Genomic DNA, 18,328 nt, shown 5'->3' with positions numbered 1-18,328 from the left:
CATGACCGCCATTCTCGATATTCACGCCCGCCAGATTCTCGACAGCCGCGGCAATCCGACCGTCGAAGTCGATGTGATGCTGGAAGATGGCAGCTTCGGCCGCGCCGCCGTGCCCTCGGGTGCGTCGACCGGTGCCTATGAGGCGGTCGAAAAGCGCGACGGCGACAAGAGCAAATATCTGGGCAAGGGCGTGCTTCAGGCCGTCGCCGCCGTCAATGACGAGATTGCCGAGCAGCTCATCGGTCTCGATGCCGAGGACCAGGGCGAAGTCGATGCCGCAATGATCGCGCTCGACGGCACCGAGAACAAGTCGCGCCTGGGCGCCAACGCGATCCTGGGCGTGTCGCTCGCCACCGCCAAGGCTGCTGCCGACGCGCGCGGCCTGCCGCTCTATCGCTATGTCGGCGGCGTGTCGTCGCATGTCCTGCCGGTGCCGATGATGAACATCATCAACGGCGGCGAGCATGCCGACAACCCGATCGACTTCCAGGAATTCATGATCATGCCGGTCGGTGCGGAGAGCATCGCCGACGCCGTGCGCATCGGTTCGGAAATCTTCCACACCCTCAAGAAGGGCCTGCACGACAAGGGCCTGGCCACCTCGGTCGGTGACGAGGGCGGCTTTGCCCCCAACATCGCCTCGACCCGCGATGCGCTCGACTTCATCATGCTGTCGGTCGAAAAGGCCGGCTACAAGCCCGGTGACGATGTCGTGCTGGCGCTGGACTGCGCCGCGACCGAATTCTTCAAGAACGGCAAATATGAGATTTCGGGCGAAGGCCTGTCGCTTTCGCCGGTCGAAATGGCCGACTATCTCGCCGCGCTGGCTGCCGACTATCCGATCAAGTCGATCGAAGACGGCATGAGCGAGGATGATTTCGAGGGCTGGAAGGCGCTGACCGACAAGATCGGTGACAAGGTCCAGCTGGTCGGCGACGATCTGTTCGTCACCAACCCGGCTCGCCTGTCGATGGGCATTGGCAAGGGGCTGGCCAACTCGCTGCTGGTGAAGGTCAACCAGATCGGCACGCTGTCGGAAACGCTCGCCGCCGTCGATATGGCGCACCGTGCCCGCTACACGGCGGTCATGTCGCACCGTTCGGGCGAGACCGAGGATTCGACCATCGCCGACCTCGCCGTCGCCACCAATTGCGGTCAGATCAAGACCGGCTCGCTCGCCCGTTCGGACCGGCTTGCCAAGTATAATCAACTGATCCGCATCGAGGAAGAACTGGGCGACATGGCGGTCTATGCCGGTCGTTCGATCTTCCGCTGATCCACGGCTGATTTCAGGTTAGGGATTCGGCTGGTCGCATCGGGCATGTTTTTGCTTGCGACCGGTCGAATCCTGTGATTCAAGCGATTCATGGCGCATATCGCGAAGCTCCGCATGCTATTGATGTCGGCCCTCGGGCCGGCAATCGCGGTGCTGTTGCTGCTGTTCTTCGCCGGCTATGTGGTGCTGGGCTCCAATGGCGTGCTTGCCTGGGGCGATTATTCGCGCCAGCTGCGCGATGCGAAGGCTGAACTCAAAATCGTCCAACTGCATCGCCAGGAGCTGCGCAACCGGGTCGATCTGCTCAATCCGCGCCGCGTTGATCCCGATCTGTCGGATGAGCTGATCCGTCGCCAGCTCGGCGTGATTCACCATGACGAAGTGATCGTTCCGCTGAACTGATCCGCACTCCCGACGGCGTGCGCTTTCCATTTATTTGGTAAAATCATGTCGCGGCAACATTTTGTTGCCAGCCGTTCGTGACCCGTTTTCGACAGCGTTGTCATGGATTGTCGTTTTTGCACTCGGCACATTCATTATGCCGGGATTCCGTGGGGTCCGCCGTTGCAATCTATGCAACTCTGACGCATATCGGGCTTCCTTCCATCCTACCCACGCAAAAGGATAATAGCCTTGGCGAAACCAACCACGCCGCGCGCCGACAGCGCAAAGGCAAAGGCCGCAGTGCCGGCCGGTGCGGACCATAATCGTCCGCGCCCCGAAACGCCCACCGACTACAAGGCCAGCAAGGAAGAGCTGCTGGAATTCTATCGGCAGATGGTTCTGATCCGCCGCTTCGAGGAAAAGGCCGGCCAGCTCTATGGTCTGGGTTTCATCGGCGGCTTCTGTCACCTCTATATCGGCCAGGAAGCGGTTGCGGTCGGCATCCAGTCGGCGCTCAAGCCCGGCAAGGACAGCGTGATCACCGGCTATCGCGACCATGGTCACATGCTCGCCTATGGCATCGATCCCAAGGTCATCATGGCCGAACTGACCGGCCGCGAAGCCGGCATTTCGCGTGGCAAGGGCGGTTCGATGCACATGTTCAGCGTCGAGCATAAATTCTATGGCGGCCACGGCATCGTCGGCGCCCAGGTGTCGCTCGGCGCGGGTCTGGCCTTCGCGCACAAATATAATGATGATGGCGGCGTGTGCGTTGCCTATTTCGGCGACGGCGCGGCCAACCAGGGCCAGGTCTACGAATCGTTCAACATGGCCGAGCTGTGGAAGCTCCCGATCATCTTCGTGATCGAGAACAACCAATATGCCATGGGCACCAGCGTCAATCGCGCCTCGTCGGAAGACCAGCTTTATCGCCGTGGCGAGAGCTTCCGCATCCCCGGCATCCAGGTCGACGGTATGGACGTTCTGGCGGTGCGCGGTGCGACCGAGGAAGCGCTCAAGTGGGTCCAGGGCGGCAATGGCCCGATCCTGCTGGAAATGAAAACCTACCGTTATCGCGGTCACTCCATGTCCGACCCGGCCAAATATCGTTCGCGTGACGAGGTTCAGGCCGTGCGCGACAACAGCGACCCGATTGAGGGCGTGAAGAAATATCTGATCGATGCCGGCGTCAGCGAGGACGAGATCAAGGTCATCGATCAGGATATCCGCAAGATCGTCGCCGAAGCGGCCGATTTCGCCGAAACCTCGCCCGAACCTGAGATGCATGAACTCTATACCGACGTGCTGGTGGAGCAATATTAATGGGTATCGAAATCAAGATGCCGGCGCTCTCGCCGACGATGGAAGAGGGCACGCTGGCCAAGTGGCTGGTGAAGGAAGGCGATGAAGTGAAGTCCGGCGACATCCTCGCCGAGATCGAGACCGACAAGGCGACGATGGAATTCGAAGCCGTCGACGAAGGCAAGATCGGCCAGATCGTGATTGCCGAAGGCACCGAAGGGGTGAAGGTCGGCACCGTGATCGCGACGATGGCGGGCGAGGGCGGCGAGGCTGCTCCGGCACCTGCACCGAAGGCTGAAGCCCCCAAGGCCGAAGAAGCGCCCAAGAAGGCGGAAAGCGGCACCTCCAAGCTGGCGTCGGAAGCCAAGGCGACCGTGCAGGATCCGGACCTTCCGGCCGGCACCGAGTTCGTCAAGACCACCGTGCGCGAAGCGCTGCGCGACGCCATGGCCGAGGAAATGCGGTCGGACCCGCGCGTCTTCGTGATGGGCGAGGAAGTCGCCGAATATCAGGGCGCCTACAAGGTGACCCAGGGCCTGCTCGACGAATTCGGTCCCAAGCGCGTCATCGACACGCCGATCACCGAATATGGCTTTGCCGGCATCGGTTCGGGCGCGGCCATGGGTGGCCTGCGTCCAGTGATCGAGTTCATGACGTTCAACTTCGCCATGCAGGCGATCGACCACATCATCAACTCGGCTGCTAAGACCAACTATATGTCCGGTGGCCAGATGCGCTGCCCGATCGTGTTCCGTGGTCCCAACGGTGCGGCCAGCCGCGTCGGCGCGCAGCACAGCCAGAACTATGGTCCCTGGTATGCCGCCGTTCCCGGCCTGATCGTCATCGCGCCCTATGACGCGGCCGACGCCAAGGGTCTGCTGAAGGCCGCGATCCGCTCGACCGACCCGGTCGTGTTCCTGGAGAATGAACTTCTCTACGGTCGCAGCTTCGACGTGCCCAAGGTTGACGATTATGTCCTGCCGATCGGCAAGGCGCGCATCATGCGTCCGGGCAAGGACGTCACCCTGGTCAGCTACTCGATCGGCGTGGGCCTGGCGCTCGACGCGGCCGAGCAGCTTGCTGCCGAGGGCATCGATGCGGAAGTAATCGACCTGCGCACGCTGCGTCCGCTCGACACCGCGACCGTGCTGGAGAGCCTCAAGAAGACCAACCGCCTGGTGGTGGTGGAAGAAGGCTGGCCGACCTGCTCGATCGCGTCGGAAATCGCCGCGGTCGTGATGGAAAAGGGCTTCGACGATCTCGACGCCCCGGTCCTGCGCGTCACCAACGAGGATGTGCCGCTGCCTTATGCCGCCAACCTCGAAAAGCTGGCGCTGATCGACGCGGCCCGCGTGGTCGAAGCGGCCAAGAAGGTCTGCTACAAGTAAGAAGGGAAAAGGGGCGGTCCGATCGGATCGCCCCTTTTTCTATCGGTTCATTGTCCGCTTGCGGTCAGGCAGGGCAGGAGGCGATCTGGCTGTTGGGCAGGCTGCCCGCATTCTTCATCGCCTGGTCCGTGCGTTCGCGGACGTTGAATGCGCTGGTGTAGCGGATCGTCTTGCTGCCGAAGAGGCTGTCTGAGATCAGCGGCTGATAGGTATAGGCCACTTCCACGAACATGACTGCCGTTCCGCTGCCGGAGGCGATCTTGGTCGCTGCCGTTGTGCCTGGTCCCATGCCGTCCTTCAGGGTGGCGTCGCTGGTGCCATCCCCCGCCTTGCCATAACTGGAGGTGAAGCTGCCATTGCCCCAGCAGCGCTGCCAACGAATATACTGGCCCGCATTGCTGCCCGTCTGGTTGTTGGGTTCCAGATCGGACAGGAAGATGCGGGTGTTTGCCTTGAAGTTCTTGAGGTTGGCACCGGCCAATTCCGCGCCGGTAAAAATCTCGTTGATGTCGGACTCATCGATCGAGGTTCGCTCGCGGGAGGCATTGTCGGCGACCAGCATCGCGATCTGGCTGACGCGCATATGGGCGGTCGCCAGATTGGCGATTTCCAGCCCACCCATCGACAACACCATCAGCACCGGCAAGGAATAGGCAAACTCAATAAGGGCCAGGCCCGACTGGTCGTCGCGCAGATGGCGCGCCCAGCGCGCGAGGGAAAGGCGGATCGGTTTCATGTGCAGATGATCGGCAATGTTGCCTGGTTGGACCAGGGCTGGTTGCGGATGGTGGCGTTGGCCGTGGCGGTCTGGGTTGCACTCCAGCCCAGCAGTTTGGCCATCGGGAACAGGCGGGGCATGGACACGGTTACCTGATAGAAGACGATATCATCAGCTCCACCAAGGCCCGTAGAGCCGGCGCTGCTGTCGTAACTGCCATTACCATTGGAATCCTCGAAGCAATCGCCCGTGTTGAAGCTGCCAAGCGGTGCCGTATCCGTGGTGATCTTTTCAGGCTTCCCGACGCGTGAGAAATTGTAATAGCTCTTCTTGGTCACCGAAGTGGAGCCGTTCTTGCTGTTGATCGCCTGCATCTGCGCATCGATATAGGCGTCGATCTGGGTGCTGTTGAGTGTCCCGACCGATGCCGCGCGAGCGGCTCTGTCGAGCACACCCTGGGTCACCGAGCGCAGATAGGACTGATAGCCCAAGTCGCCGACGCCCATGATGAACAGGCAGAGCGGCGTGACGATCAGGCCGAACTCCATCAGCGTCGCGCCACGTTGATCACGCTGTAGATCACCGGGGAGGTGAAACGGCCAGCGCATCAGTTGGACAACCGCAAGCCGCCAATATTCTTGGCGATGTTCTGGAAGGTCGTTTTCAACTGCGCTGCGGAATAGTTCATGCTCCAATGATTGGCGCTGCTGGCGCAATTCTGCAAAGGAGTGCTCATCACGTTCGAATTGCTGAATCCGATCACCCAGATGGTGATCCCCTTGGACTTGATTGCGTTGCACATCATTTCCAGGCGACGGTTGTGAATGGCCGTCAGGTCGTCATTGGAAGCGCCGGCGGGACCGTCGCGCTGATCGAGTGTCTGATATCCCCAGGCACCGTAGACATTGTTGTAGGCTTGCATGACGCCGTCGGTCATGAACACGATGTGACGCGAAATGTTGAAGCCGTTGGGCGCGTTGGCGTTATCCGATGCGAAGATTCCGGTCGGCGACAGGAAGCGCGCGCCCCACATCATACCAATGGTGTGATAGGTGCCGCCAACTGCAACCAGACTGTCGACATAGCTGTCATAGCTGCTGGTTTGACCGTCCGGAATGGCGGTGCGGCTGGCGTAAGAGGTCAGCCTACGTGCCTGGCTGGGGCAGGCGACATAGCCGTTGCTGATGTTGTTCGAACTGTTGAGCCAAGAGCCGCCGCGTGTGTATTCGACATCAGGCCAAAATGGGCGCCATTTTGTAGCAGTCGTCGTCGGTGCCGTATCGATCTGAAGATCAAAGGCTGTCGTTGGAATGGAAGAAGTCGACGAATTTGCGTTAATGGTGCTGTCCGTATCGCGTTCCTCGATACAGCCAGACCATGTCGCGTTGGTGCCCCACTCAAAGGCGGGATTCTGGATGGGTTCGCCCTTGATGAAGTCGCTCATGTTGAACGCTACGTTGGTGTAGGTCCAATTGGTGTAACGGGTGCGCCCCGGACCGGGAGTGGTTGAGGTGAAGTAGGTCTTGGTTGTTGTCAGCTCTTTGCGCACGCACACGCGCGCGGTGCTGCCCGATGGGGCGTTCGACGTGCTGTTGTTCCAGCCGCCATAGCTGTAGACGGTCCGTGTGGTGTTGCTGGGCGCGCTGCCGCTTGTGCTCGCGGAGGCATTCTGCCAGTTGGAGCAGTCGGTCCCGTTCAGATTGGTCCCACCTGATCCATTGATCGCATTCTGGGCTGATGTGTAGCAGGTGTTTGAGCCATTGCGCTTGTAGCAGGTCGTGTCCGTCGACGTGTTTTCCCAGTAATACCACGCATAGCGGCTGTTATAAGTCCATGTCTCGCCGGCCGTGCCTCCGAGTACCGCGCTGGTGGGCAATTGGTAACCAACATTCACAGTGGAGCTATAGGGCATGAAGCCGTAGCGGATGCGACCACTGCTGTCGGAGCCAGGACCTAGCGTATCGTAGAAATCTCTTACCGCCTGCTGCAGGGCGGTGAGCTTTACAACCGTGCCTCCTGAGCCATTGGAAATGGAATCTGCCATTGACCCGGTGGTATCCAGCACCAGCATCACATCCGTATTCCCGATGTCGAAACGGGAATCGCAGTTCACGGCCAGCGACAATGTCTGAACGCCGAAGATGCGCATGATGGTGGTCGGGATGGTGGTCGCGGCCGACACCTGGACAGTCGTCGTCTCGCCGGGTTTGCTTTGGATAACCGGGTCGAACTTTGCGGCGCCGAAGGTCTGCTGCGGGAAGTTGAAATCGAAGAATTTCTTCGCCTCGGCCTTGTTGGCATCGGTCATGGATGAAGCGGTCATCGCACGGCGCCCCGCCAGTGCTGCGGCGTCACAGGCTTGCTGCATGCGCGCGCGGACCATATAGGCGCGGCTCATGTCCACGCCGCCGCCGATCAGGCCGGCAAGGGGAATGACGGCCGCGGCCACCATGGCGAGCGTGTTGCCCGCCTGGTTGCGCCGAAGCCGGCCGAGGAATGTCATCGCGCGCTTGATCTGCTTGCCCATGTTCCGCATTCACCCATGTCGCCCGTTTCCCCCAGAACTCTGGACAGGGCCATCGTCGGCCATGCAACGGGACTGGTTAGGGTCTCTATGCGAAGTCTGGTTAAAGGATTGATAAGCCATTTTTAGATCGGGATCGAAATGATGGATCGCACTGACGATCTGGCGCCGCTGGCGCGCCTGCTTTCCGGGCATGCGGGGCGCTTTGCCGAGCGGCATCGTGCGCTCTGGGCGCTGGATCAGCGCTTTGCGCAAATTGCGCGAACCACCAGCGATGCGGCGATCGGGCAGATGCGCCTTGCCTGGTGGCTGGGCGTCGTCACGGACGAGGCGGGCGTCAAGGGGCAGGGCGAACCGGTGGTCGACTGGCTGCGCGCGATCGGTGCGCTGGACGCGCCCGGTATCCCGGCGATGCTCGACGGTTGGGAAGTGCTGGTGGTGGAGCCGGAGATCGATCTCACTGGCCTGCGCGACTATGCCGCCGGCCGCGGCGGCGGGCTGTTCCAGGCATTGGCCGATGTAGCCGATGCGCCCGACTGGCTGATCGCGGCGGGCAAGGTCTGGGCCTTGTGGGATCTGTCCGCCCATAGCGGCGACGAAGCACTGGCGGATGCGGCCATTGGGCTGGCCCGCGACCTGTTGCCGCAGGTTGGTGATCCGGTGTGGCCCAAGGCGTGGAAGCCGCTGCGCATCGCCTATCTGCTGGCGCGGCATGATGTCGAGCGGGGACAGCGGGCGCCGGTCGGGCTGACGCGGAACATGGCCTGGCGGCTGATGCGGATCGCGCTTGTCGGGCGCTAGTCGATCGCGATAGGTTCGCTGCCGTCACGAAGTGGGGAGCGGGCGATGGGACGGTTGCTGGCAGGTGGCATGGGGGCGTTGCTGCTGGTCGCGGCCGGCCTGTTCTGGTGGCAGGGGCGGGCGACCAACGAGCCGCCGCCCAAGGCTTTGCTCGCGCCACCGCCACCGCCAGCCAACGAAGCCCTGCCCGAAGGCGATCCCGATGCGGTAGGCGAGCCGCCGCCGATGCCCGGCGAGGCCAGTCCGCAGAGCCGCGAGGAAAAGCGCTTTGCCCGTTATGACCGCAATCGCGACGGCATCATCAGCCGGATCGAGATGCTGGGCAGCCGAACCGCCGCGTTCAAACAGCTCGATACGAACAAGGATAATCTCCTGTCGTTCGAGGAATGGGCGGTGGCCACCGCGGATCGTTTTGCCGGGGCCGATGCCGACAAGGATGGCAAGCTGACCCCGGCCGAGTTCGCCACCACCGCGCCGAAGCGGGCGGCGAAACCGCGCTGCAAATGCTGAGCCTGTCCCGGAAGGATCAGGCTGGTTCCACCACCTCACCCAGCCAGCGACCGAAGGAGGCGCGGGCGCGGGCGGTATAGGCTTCCTTGCGCTGCTTCTTCTTGACGTCGTCGAGCGTCGGGAACAGGCCGAAATTGACGTTCATCGGCTGATAGTCGGCGGTCTCGACATTGCCGGTGACATGGCCGAGCAGCGCGCCCAGTGCCGTGTCGGCGGGCGGCGGCGCCAATTCCTGGCCCAATATCTCGGCCGCAGCGAAACGCCCGGCGATGAGGCCGATGGCAGCGCTCTCGACATAGCCCTCGCACCCGGTCATCTGCCCGGCGAAGCGGATATGCGGCGCGCTTTTCAGGCGCAGCGTCGGATCGAGCAGCTTGGGGCTCTGGATGAAGGTGTTGCGGTGCAGCCCGCCCAGCCGCGCGAACTCCGCCTTTTCAAGGCCCGGAATGGTGCGGAACAGTTCGACCTGCGCGCCATGCTTCAGCTTGGTCTGGAAGCCGACCATGTTCCACAAGGTGCCCGACGCATTGTCCTGGCGCAGCTGGACCACGGCATAGGGCCAGCGGCCGGTCTTGGGATTGTCCAGCCCCATCGGCTTCATCGGGCCGTGGCGCAGCGTTTCCGGCCCGCGCGAGGCCATCACCTCGATCGGCATGCAGCCCTCGAAATAGGGGGTGCTCGACTCCCATTGCTTGAACTCGGTCTTCTCGCCGTCGAGCAGCCCCTGGACAAAGGCCTGATACTGCTCCTTGTTCATCGGGCAGTTGATATAGTCCTTGCCCTCGCCACCGCCGGGGCCGATCTTGTCCCAGCGATTGGCCATCCAGCATTCTTCCATGTCGATGCTGTCGAAATGGATGACCGGCGCGATCGCGTCGAAGAAGGCGAGATGCTCCATGCCGGCCGCTTCGCCGATGCTGCTGGCGAGCGCCGCGGCGGTCAGCGGCCCGGTGGCGACGATGGTCATGCCTTCGGTGGGCAGCGTGTCGATCCGTTCGCGCACGATCTCGACATTGGGATGTTCGGCCAGCGCACGGGTGACGCCGTCGGAAAAGACATGGCGGTCGACCGCCAGGGCGGAGCCGGCCGGCACCTTGGCCGGTTCGGCGCGGTCCATGATCAGCGAGCCGAGGCGGCGCATTTCCTGATGCAGCAGGCCCACGGCATTCTTGTCCGCGTCATCGGAACGGAAACTGTTGGAGCAGACCAGTTCGGCAAGGCCGTCGGTCTGGTGCGCCGGGGTCATCTCCCCGGTCCCGCGCATTTCCGACAGGCGGACCTTGATACCGGCCTGGGCAAGCTGCCAGGCGGCTTCCGAACCGGCGAGGCCGCCGCCGATGACATGGATCTGATGATTGGACATATTTCGCTTAACTTCGCACTTTTCCCGCACATTCGGCAATTTCCGAACGCCAGTGGGACATATTGTTATGAGATGCAATCAGTATAGCGGGCCATGATCCAATAGGACAGGGGCGCGGAAATACTATTCCGGCGTGTAGGCCAGCCAGCCGCTGAGGCCGCTGGTGGCGATCAGGGCAAAGCTCAAATCGGGGACTTCCCCCAGTAGGTCGCAGCCATAAGCCACGCCGAAGCCGATGGCGGCACCGGCGAGCAACCAGAAGGCGCGGGGGGCAAAAAGGGGGCAATGATATGCCAGGACGCGCATCGACGTCGTCCCGATGATGATCGGGATGGCGGCAACCAAGGGGCCGAAGATCAACGCGAAGAGCAATATGAGGGGCAGGATGATGAGGATGCCCAGATCCACCGTAATGGCATCGGGTATGCGGCGATAGAGATCGGCGGCCAGATAGAGCGTCATGAACAGCGGGCCGGCGGTCAGGATCGCGCGGCCGGCGCCGCGAAGATGGGCAGGATCGGCATGGGACATCGGAACCTCCCGGAAAGGGGGAAGGACGGGGCACACCCCCCCCGGCTGGCGATCAGGCAGCCTGGGTATGGCCGTCGTGCAGCCAGCCATTCACCTTGCGACCGAAATGGGCGATCGCGCCCATGTTGAAGAAATGCATTCCGCCGAGCACGGCGAGGCCGATCTTGGCGCTGAGGAAGCGGATCGTTTCGGCATAGCTGGTCGGTTCCTTCCCCAGGCTGAGCGTCAGGGTGATGAAGCCGATGTTGACGAGGTAGAAGCCGACGACGAGCAGATGGTTGGTCGACCGGGCCAGTTGCGCATCATGGCCGAAACATTGGGTCAGGAAGACTTCGCCATTTTTAGACAGGGTGCGCGCGACCCAGATGGTGATGGCGAGCGTGATGACCAGATAGAGGGCATAGGCGGTTTCAACCATGGTTCATCTCCTTTTGGCAGTCAGAGGATGGCGGGCGCGACCGGCCGTTCGGCGCGCTGCTTGACGAGGGCGAGCAGGTTCTTTTCGATGTCGCCCAGGAAGATTTCGCCCCACAGCCGGGAATAGCCATTGACCGGGGTCTGCATCCAATAATGGGTGTCGATGATGACGCGGGTGCGGCCGGGGCCGGCCGGTTCCATGCGATAGCCGCCGGTCGTCACCTTGAAATAGGCGCTGTCGGGCATCAGGTGCCGGTCGGTGAATTGCCAGGCGTCGAGCCCGCGAAAATCGAAGCGCCAGCCGATGCTGCGGCCCGGTTGCCAGTCGATGATATGCTCGCGAAACCGCACCTGCCGGCCCCAGTCGGCCATGCGGACCGCGCCGATCCCGTCACCCAGCATATGCGCGCCGAGCGGCCGGGGTACGCCCAGCACATCCTGGGTGAAGGTCCATGTGCCATCGCCCGGCCGGACATCGGGAATGCCGCGCAGCAGTGGCCAGATCCGGTCCGGACTGGCCTCGACGATGATCGAGCGGCTGACCGTGGCGGTGGCGTCGGGCAGGGGGATCATCGGTTCGACCTGCATCGCGATCAGCGGCATGGCGAGCAGGGCCATGCAATAGCTGGTGCCACGATCGCCAGCGCGACCGCGCAGCCGGTAGGTGGCATAGGCGCCTGCCAGGCCGCTGGCGATCCACAGCGGGGCGAGCATGACGATGCAGATCACTCCTTCCTTCAGCACCGGTACGGACAGGAGGATGGTCGCGCCCAGCAGCCAGAGCGGCATCGTCATATAATAGCGGCGCGACCGCTCCGCCCAGGGATCGCCGACATAGGCAACGAAGGCGGTGAGCGCTGCGGGCAGGAGCAGAAGGAAGGTGAAGCTGACGAGACCGTTCACGCGGGTGGCGTCGAGCAGCAGATAGACGCCAATCGCAAAAGCCATGGCCAGCGCGACGGCCGAGGCGATGCGCAGCGGGGCCGATCCGGTGCGGGTGGGCGGGGCGATGGGATCGGGATTTTCGTCGTTTGTGTCAGACATTTCTGTAAACTCCGAAATAGCTGGGCGCGATCGGGCGTCAGGGCGCATCGATCAGCAGCGGCTAGTCCTTGTTCTTGCCGGTGGGGATGAAGCGGGCGACCTTGTTGCCGAGCTTCATGAGGGCGATCAGGGTCGACTTGGGCAGCTTGTTGACCTGCTCATACCAGTTGCCGAGGGTCGACATGAATTCATGCATGCGGGTGATGCGTTCGCGCACATGGGGCGGGCAGCTTTCATCCTTGGCGAGGCGCTGGGCGAGGTCGTTCAGCAGGGCAATGGTCGGATCGATCTCGCGCCGCTTGCGCTCGGCAGCGATGCGGGTGAGCATTTCCCACAGATCGGTTTCCGCGACGAAATGGTCGCGCCGGTCGCCCTCCACATGGACGCGGCGGACGATCGCATAGGATTGCAGTTCCTTGAGCGCGGTCGAGACATTGGAGCGGGCAAGGCCGAGCTGGTCGACAATCTCGTCGGCGGGCAGGGGATGGTCCGACAGATAGAGGAGCGCATGGACCTGGCTGACCGACCGGTTGACGCCCCATTGGGTGCCCATCTCGCCCCAGTGGAGCAGGAATGCCTTGGCATCGGGATGGTCGAGAAGTGGCATGACATTCCTTTCTGTAAAAACAGAAATAACGGAATGAGGTGAGTCGGGCAAGGGGGCGGTGACGGCGGAGGAAAAATCGCCGAAATCCGTCGAGCCCGTTGAAAAGCCGCCGCATCTCGGCAATCTGCGGATCAGCAACGGAGCTTCTTATGTCAGCCCTTTCCGACGATCCCGCCTCGCTCGATACCTTGCCAACACCCTGCCTTGTGCTGGATGCCGACCGGATGGATCGCAACATTACGCGGCTGCGCGCGCATCTGGACGGGCTGGGCGTGGGGATGCGGCCGCATCTCAAGACCGCCAAGTCGGTCGAGGTTGCGCAACGGCTGATGCCGACGGCGCAGGGGCCGGCGACGGTATCGACCCTGCAGGAGGCGCGCCGCTTTGCGGCGGCCGGGGTGCGCGACATTCTCTATGCGGTCGGCATCAGCCCGGCCAAGTTGCCCGAGATACTGGCGCTTCGGGCGCAGGGCGTGGATCTGGCGATCGTGCTGGATTCGGTCGAGCAGGCGGAGGCGGTCGCGGCCGCATCGCGCGCGGCGGGCACGGCCATTCCGGCCCTGATCGAGATTGATTGCGACGGGCATCGGTCGGGCGTGAAGCCCGGCGATGCGGCGCGGCTGCGGGCGATCGGCGCGGCGCTGGCGCAGGGCGGGGCATTGCGCGGCGTGATGACCCATGCCGGCGGCAGCTATGGCGCGCGCGGCGCGGCGGAACTGCGCGCCTGCGCCGATGCCGAGAGGGATGCCGTGGTGGCGGCGGCGCGGACCTTGAAAGAGGCGGGGCATGATTGCCCGGTGATCAGCGTCGGATCGACCCCCACCGCGCATCATGCCACGGACCTGAGCGGCGTGACCGAGGTGCGCGCCGGCGTTTTCGTCTTCTTCGATCTGGTGATGGCCGGGATCGGTATCTGTTCGGTTGACGACATCGCCCTGTCGGTGCTGGCGACGGTGATCGGGCACCAGCGGGACAAGGGCTGGATCTTGGTCGATGCCGGCTGGATGGCGATGTCGCGCGATCGCGGCACGGCGAAACAGGATGTCGATCAGGGCTATGGCCTGGTCTGCGACCCGGACGGGCGGCCCTATGGCGATCTGATCCTGGTCGATGCCAATCAGGAGCATGGCATCATCGCGCTGCGGCCCGGCGGATCGGGCGCGCTGCCGGACCTGGCGGTGGGCGATCGGGTGCGGATATTGCCCAACCATGCCTGTGCCACCGGGGCGCAGCATGATCGCTATCATGTGGTGCGGGGTGGCAGCGATGCGGTGGAAGCGGTCTGGCCGCGATTTGGAGGATGGTGATGGACGTGCAGCGGATCGAGACCGACAAGGCGCCGGCGCCCGCCGGCCATTATGCGCAGGCGACGATCGCGAATGGCTTCGTCTTCGTGTCGGGGCAATTGCCGGTGGTGGCAGGGGAGGGGCCGCGCAGCGACCTGTCGTTCGAGGATCAGGCGCGGCTGGCGATCGGCAACATGCTGGCGATCCTGGCAGAGGCAGGATGCGGGCCGGAGCGGATCGCGCGCGTCACCGCCTATATCGTGGGCGTTGAGAACTGGCCGCGTTTCAACGCCATCTATGCGCAGATGATGGGGGATGCCCGGCCGGCGCGTACGGTGGTGCCGGCGCCCGAACTTCATCATGACTGCCTGGTCGAGGTGGACGCGATTGGCCTGCTGCCGGGCTGAACTACGACCATGGGAGCGCTATCTTTCCGTCGCCGCCTGTCCTAGCGATAGGCGAGCGAAGGAGACAGGCGGATGAGAAACAAGGCCGGGGCGCTCATCGCCCTGCTGGGGCTGTCGGTGCCCGCAGCGGTGGAGGCGGAGGACCAGTATAAGCTGCTGGTCCTCGCCATCCCGAACAAATATCATTATGAATATATACCGATCGCGCGCGACAGCCTGGAGCATCTGGGCAAGCTGCATGATTTCAGCTTCACCTGGGCCAACAACACGTCCGTCTTCGACGGCGATCTCAGCCAATATGCGGCGGTGATGTTCCTCAATACGCCGGGCGAGGAACTGAACCCGCCCCAGCGCGCCAGGTTCGAGGCCTATATGCGTGCGGGCGGCAATGCCATCGTCGTGCATCGCGCGCTGATCACGCCGCCGGGCGAATGGGCCTGGTACGAGAAGATGGTCGGGCGCAGCTTCGTCATCCATCCGATGGTGCAGACGGCGGTGGTGACGCCGACCGAGAAGGGCTTTCCCGCCACCTATGGCCTGCCCGATCGCTGGATCTGGACCGACGAATATTATGTCACCGCCAACCCCTATAAGGTGACGATCCATCCGGTGCTGAATGTCGAGGAAAGCAGCTACGACCCGACCAAAATCTGGCCGGGACAGGTGGCGAAACCGATGGGGCGGGAGCATCCCGTCGCCTGGTATCATGCTTATGAGAACGGGCGGGTGTTCGTCACCACGCTGGGCCATAATGGCGAGATGTATCGCGATCCGCGCTATCTCGACCATCTGATGGGCGGCATCTACTGGACGGCGACCGGGCGCGGCCAGTTGCCCTGACGGCGGCGCGGAACGCCCGCGCCGCCCGGTTTTCGATCAGGCGGCGACCAGTTCGCCTTCGCCATAATAGGCGCTCTCGTCGAGAATGCCCTCGCGCTTGGCGACGATCACGCCGACCAGCACCTGACCCGCGACGTTGACGGCGGTGCGGCCCATGTCGAGGATCGGGTCGATCGCCAGCAGCAGGCCGGCGCCTTCCAGCGGCAGGCCGAGCGTCGAGAGGGTGAGGGTCAGCATCACGATCGCGCCGGTCAGGCCGGCGGTCGCGGCCGAGCCGATGACCGAGACGAAGACGATCAGCACATAGTCGATGAAGTGCAGCGGGATGCCATAGAAGCCCGCGACGAAGATCGCCGCCAGCGCGGGATAGATGGAGGCGCAGCCGTCCATCTTGGTGGTCGAGGCAAGCGGGATCGCGAAGGCGGCATAGCCCTTGTCGACGCCCAGCCGCTCGGTCACGGTCTCGGTCACTGGCAGCGTGCCGACCGACGAGCGCGAAACGAAGGCGAGCTGGATCGCCGGCCAGGCCTTGGCGAAGAAGGGGCCGGGCTTGAGGCCATTGGCGATCAGCAGCAGCGGATAGACCACCAGCAGGACGAGGCCGAGGCCCAGATAGATGGCGGCGGTGAAGGTGCCGAGCTGCGCCAGCGCGCTCCAGCCATAGGTGGCGATCGCGGTGCCGATCAGCGCGGCCGAGCCGATCGGCGTCAGGCGGATGACCCAGCCCAGGATCGCACGGACGACGGCGAGCAGCGAGCGGACGAAGGAGAGAAAGGGCTCCGCCTTGTCGCCGACCTTGAGCGTGGCAAGGCCGACCGCGATCGAGATGACCAGCAATTGCAGGATGTTGAACGAGATGCTGGTGCTGGCGCTGCCGTCGGTGATCTTGGTGCTGCCCGACAGGGCCAGGCTGTTGCCGGGGACCAGACCTTTCAGGAAATCGAGCCAGCCGCCCACGCTATCCGCCTTGCCCATGGCGAGCGCGGTGCCGTGCAGGCCCGCGCCCGGCTGGACGATCAGGCCGATGGCGAGGCCGATGCTGACAGCGATCAGCGCGGTGATCGCGAACCAGAGCAGGGTCTGGCCGGCGAGACGGGCGGCATTGTCGAGTGCGCGCAGATTGGCGATCGACGCAACGATCGCGGCGAAGACCAGAGGCGGCACGATCGCCTTCAAGAGCGAGACGAAGATTGATCCGACAGTCTTGAGCGTGGTCGCGAGCCAGTTGAGGTCGCCATCGGGGCCTGCGCCGATCTGGCGCGCGACGAGACCGAGGGCGAGGCCCACGACCATGCCGAGCAGAACCTGGAAGCCGAAGCTGCGATAATTGAGGGCCATGATGGCATTTTTCCTTTGGACGACCGGCGCGCTATATCGGATGGCATCTGTCCGATTGCGCGCAAGCAATTCTTTCAAGGGGTTCAGTGCGGATAAGGTGGCCCTCTTTCCGCGCGCCGTTCGATCAAACGCATGGAACGGCGCGATCCGCTATGCCACAATCGCCGCTCGGGTCCATCAGGGAGTATAAATATATGCAATTGCGGGGGATATTGCTGGCAGGGGCGATGCTGGCAATGCCAGTCGGGGCGCAGGCGGCAGCGGATGCCGGTGTGGCCAAGGAAATTCTGAAGAAGTCGGTCGCGTTCAAGACGGTCGAGGGCGCGGGACAGGTGCCCGCGCTGGCCGCCTATTATGCGTCGGTGCTGAAGCAGGCGGGCTTTGCCGATGGCGATATCGTCATCACCCCGATGGGCGAGACCGCGACCCTGGCGGCGACGATCAAGGGGCGCGATCCCAGCCTGAAGCCGATGCTGATGATCGGTCATATGGACGTGGTGGCCGCCAACCGGGCCGACTGGACACGCGATCCCTTCGTTCCGGTCGAGGAAGATGGGTATATTTTCGGGCGCGGCTCGGAAGATAATAAATATGACGTGGCGATGATGGTCGCGACGCTGGCGCAGCTCAAGAAGGAAGGCTGGACCCCGCGCCGCACCGTGACCCTGCTGCTGTCGGGCGACGAGGAGACCAACATGGTCACCACCAAGGCGCTGGCGGCCAAGTATAAGGATGCCGAGCTGCTGCTGAACGGCGATGGCGGCGGCGGCCTGCTCGACGAGAGTGGCAAGCCGGTCCTCTACCAGTTGCAGGCGGGCGAGAAGACCTATGCCGATTTCGAGATCGGCTTCACCGATCCGGGCGGCCATTCGAGCGCACCGACGCCGGGCAACCCGATCTATCGGCTGGCCAAGGCGATCGACCGGATCGCGGCCTATCAGTTCCCGCCGATGATCAACGAACTGACCAAGGCGTCGCTCAGCCTGTCGGCGCAGCGGATCGGCGGCGATGTGGGAGAGGCGATGCGTCTCTATGCCGCGACCCAGGATCCGGCCTCTGCGGAACTATTGTCGAGCCGGCCGGAATTTGTGGGACAGGTGCGCACCACCTGCGTCGCGACCATGCTGTCGGGCGGCCATGCGCTCAACGCCCTGCCGCAAAGTGCCAAGGTCAGCGTCAATTGCCGCATCTTCCCCGGCGTGAAGATCGACGATGTGAAGGCGCAACTGGTCAAGGTGGTGGATGATCAAAGCGCGACCTTCACCACGCTCAATGACCCGACCGGCAGCGATGCCTCGCCGTTGCGCGACGATGTGGTGAAGGCGGTGGCGGCCGCGATCAAGGCGCGCTCGCCCGCGATCACGGTGATGCCGGGGATGTCGGCCGGCGCGACCGACAGCCTCTATTTCCGCGCGCTGGGCGTGCCCAGCTATGGCGTATCCAGCCTGTTCATGAAGGCCGAGGACGGCTTTGCCCATGGCCTCAATGAACGGGTGCCGGTGGCGGGCATCGCCGCCTCGCTGGCCCAGTGGGACAGCGTGGTCCGGGCGCTGGCGAAGTAAGGTTTATCCTTAATTCGTTTGGGCTGAGCG

The 18,328-nt window shown here is 63.3% G+C and carries 19 protein-coding genes; 10 read left to right on the top strand and 9 right to left on the bottom strand.

Annotation, left to right across the window (positions count from 1 at the left end):
- Position 1 precedes the first annotated feature (1 nt).
- From eno to HH800_RS13695, 4 genes are all read left to right on the top strand, one after another.
- A complete protein-coding gene (gene eno / locus HH800_RS13710; protein ID WP_037521021.1) occupies positions 2-1,276 on the top strand; it encodes a phosphopyruvate hydratase in 1,275 nt (424 codons plus the stop codon).
- 90 nt (positions 1,277-1,366) lie between these two features.
- Positions 1,367-1,678, top strand: coding sequence for an FtsB family cell division protein (locus HH800_RS13705; protein ID WP_004211795.1), 312 nt, complete (start codon positions 1,367-1,369; stop codon positions 1,676-1,678).
- 231 nt (positions 1,679-1,909) lie between these two features.
- A complete protein-coding gene (pdhA, locus tag HH800_RS13700) occupies positions 1,910-2,983 on the top strand; it encodes a pyruvate dehydrogenase (acetyl-transferring) E1 component subunit alpha (protein WP_004211796.1) in 1,074 nt (357 codons plus the stop codon).
- Complete coding sequence (locus HH800_RS13695) at positions 2,983-4,350, top strand: pyruvate dehydrogenase complex E1 component subunit beta (protein WP_004211797.1); 1,368 nt, start codon at positions 2,983-2,985, stop codon at positions 4,348-4,350. The genes pdhA and HH800_RS13695 overlap by 1 nt, the downstream gene beginning before the upstream one ends.
- A 64-nt stretch (positions 4,351-4,414) precedes the next feature.
- Here HH800_RS13695 and HH800_RS13690 read toward each other — a convergent pair whose 3' ends face one another.
- Genes HH800_RS13690 through HH800_RS13680 form a run of 3 tightly spaced genes read right to left on the bottom strand, consistent with a single transcriptional unit; the run spans position 4,415 to position 7,595 of the window.
- Positions 4,415-5,086, bottom strand: coding sequence for a TadE/TadG family type IV pilus assembly protein (locus HH800_RS13690; RefSeq protein ID WP_169861420.1), 672 nt, complete (start codon positions 5,084-5,086; stop codon positions 4,415-4,417).
- The gene (locus tag HH800_RS13685) at positions 5,083-5,676 is read right to left on the bottom strand and encodes a TadE/TadG family type IV pilus assembly protein (protein WP_169861419.1); all 594 of its coding nucleotides are present in this window, start codon (positions 5,674-5,676) and stop codon (positions 5,083-5,085) included. The genes HH800_RS13690 and HH800_RS13685 overlap by 4 nt, the downstream gene beginning before the upstream one ends.
- Positions 5,676-7,595, bottom strand: coding sequence for a pilus assembly protein (locus tag HH800_RS13680; protein ID WP_169861418.1), 1,920 nt, complete (start codon positions 7,593-7,595; stop codon positions 5,676-5,678). The genes HH800_RS13685 and HH800_RS13680 overlap by 1 nt, the downstream gene beginning before the upstream one ends.
- A 138-nt stretch (positions 7,596-7,733) precedes the next feature.
- Here HH800_RS13680 and HH800_RS13675 point away from each other — a divergent pair, with 138 nt between their 5' ends.
- Both HH800_RS13675 and HH800_RS13670 read left to right on the top strand, forming a co-directional pair.
- Positions 7,734-8,393, top strand: coding sequence for a hypothetical protein (locus HH800_RS13675; RefSeq protein WP_169861417.1), 660 nt, complete (start codon positions 7,734-7,736; stop codon positions 8,391-8,393).
- A 45-nt stretch (positions 8,394-8,438) separates the two neighbouring features.
- Entirely contained in the window at positions 8,439-8,903 is a 465-nt protein-coding gene (locus HH800_RS13670) for an EF-hand domain-containing protein (protein WP_169861416.1), read from the top strand.
- A gap of 16 nt (positions 8,904-8,919) precedes the next feature.
- Here the strand turns inward: HH800_RS13670 and trmFO are convergent, their stop codons facing one another.
- The 5 genes from trmFO to HH800_RS13645 form a co-directional block, all read right to left on the bottom strand.
- Positions 8,920-10,266, bottom strand: coding sequence for a methylenetetrahydrofolate--tRNA-(uracil(54)-C(5))-methyltransferase (FADH(2)-oxidizing) TrmFO (gene trmFO / locus HH800_RS13665; protein WP_169861415.1), 1,347 nt, complete (start codon positions 10,264-10,266; stop codon positions 8,920-8,922).
- Positions 10,267-10,389: 123 nt separating this feature from the next.
- A complete protein-coding gene (locus tag HH800_RS13660) occupies positions 10,390-10,797 on the bottom strand; it encodes a hypothetical protein (RefSeq protein ID WP_004211806.1) in 408 nt (135 codons plus the stop codon).
- Positions 10,798-10,849: 52 nt separating this feature from the next.
- On the bottom strand, positions 10,850-11,215 hold the full coding sequence (locus HH800_RS13655; RefSeq protein ID WP_169861414.1) for a hypothetical protein: 366 nt from the start codon (positions 11,213-11,215) through the stop codon (positions 10,850-10,852).
- 20 nt (positions 11,216-11,235) lie between these two features.
- Complete coding sequence (locus HH800_RS13650) at positions 11,236-12,258, bottom strand: SRPBCC family protein (protein WP_169861413.1); 1,023 nt, start codon at positions 12,256-12,258, stop codon at positions 11,236-11,238.
- A gap of 61 nt (positions 12,259-12,319) precedes the next feature.
- Positions 12,320-12,865, bottom strand: coding sequence for a GbsR/MarR family transcriptional regulator (locus tag HH800_RS13645; protein ID WP_169861412.1), 546 nt, complete (start codon positions 12,863-12,865; stop codon positions 12,320-12,322).
- Between the two features lie 149 nt (positions 12,866-13,014).
- Here HH800_RS13645 and HH800_RS13640 point away from each other — a divergent pair, with 149 nt between their 5' ends.
- The 3 genes from HH800_RS13640 to HH800_RS13630 all read left to right on the top strand — a co-directional run bounded on the left by HH800_RS13640 (position 13,015) and on the right by HH800_RS13630 (position 15,398).
- Positions 13,015-14,172: an alanine racemase gene (locus HH800_RS13640; RefSeq protein ID WP_169861411.1), complete on the top strand. Its 1,158-nt coding sequence runs from the start codon at positions 13,015-13,017 to the stop codon at positions 14,170-14,172.
- The gene (locus HH800_RS13635; RefSeq protein ID WP_169861410.1) at positions 14,172-14,558 is read left to right on the top strand and encodes a RidA family protein; all 387 of its coding nucleotides are present in this window, start codon (positions 14,172-14,174) and stop codon (positions 14,556-14,558) included. Before HH800_RS13640 ends, HH800_RS13635 begins: the two co-directional genes overlap by 1 nt.
- 72 nt (positions 14,559-14,630) lie before the next feature.
- Positions 14,631-15,398 carry a ThuA domain-containing protein gene (locus HH800_RS13630; RefSeq protein WP_169861409.1) on the top strand — a complete coding sequence of 256 codons (768 nt, stop codon included), beginning with the start codon at positions 14,631-14,633 and terminating at the stop codon, positions 15,396-15,398.
- Between the two features lie 36 nt (positions 15,399-15,434).
- Here HH800_RS13630 and HH800_RS13625 read toward each other — a convergent pair whose 3' ends face one another.
- Positions 15,435-16,736: a dicarboxylate/amino acid:cation symporter gene (locus HH800_RS13625; RefSeq protein ID WP_037521091.1), complete on the bottom strand. Its 1,302-nt coding sequence runs from the start codon at positions 16,734-16,736 to the stop codon at positions 15,435-15,437.
- Positions 16,737-16,930: 194 nt separating this feature from the next.
- Between HH800_RS13625 and HH800_RS13620 the strand changes: the two genes are divergently transcribed.
- Positions 16,931-18,298 carry a M20/M25/M40 family metallo-hydrolase gene (locus HH800_RS13620; protein ID WP_169861408.1) on the top strand — a complete coding sequence of 456 codons (1,368 nt, stop codon included), beginning with the start codon at positions 16,931-16,933 and terminating at the stop codon, positions 18,296-18,298.
- Positions 18,299-18,328 lie beyond the last annotated feature (30 nt).

The sequence above is a fragment of the Sphingobium yanoikuyae genome, from assembly GCF_013001025.1.
Taxonomy (GTDB): Bacteria; Pseudomonadota; Alphaproteobacteria; order Sphingomonadales; family Sphingomonadaceae; genus Sphingobium; species Sphingobium yanoikuyae_A.
Note: the sequence above shows the minus strand (reverse complement) of the source record. Positions and strands in the feature narration are given on the sequence as shown.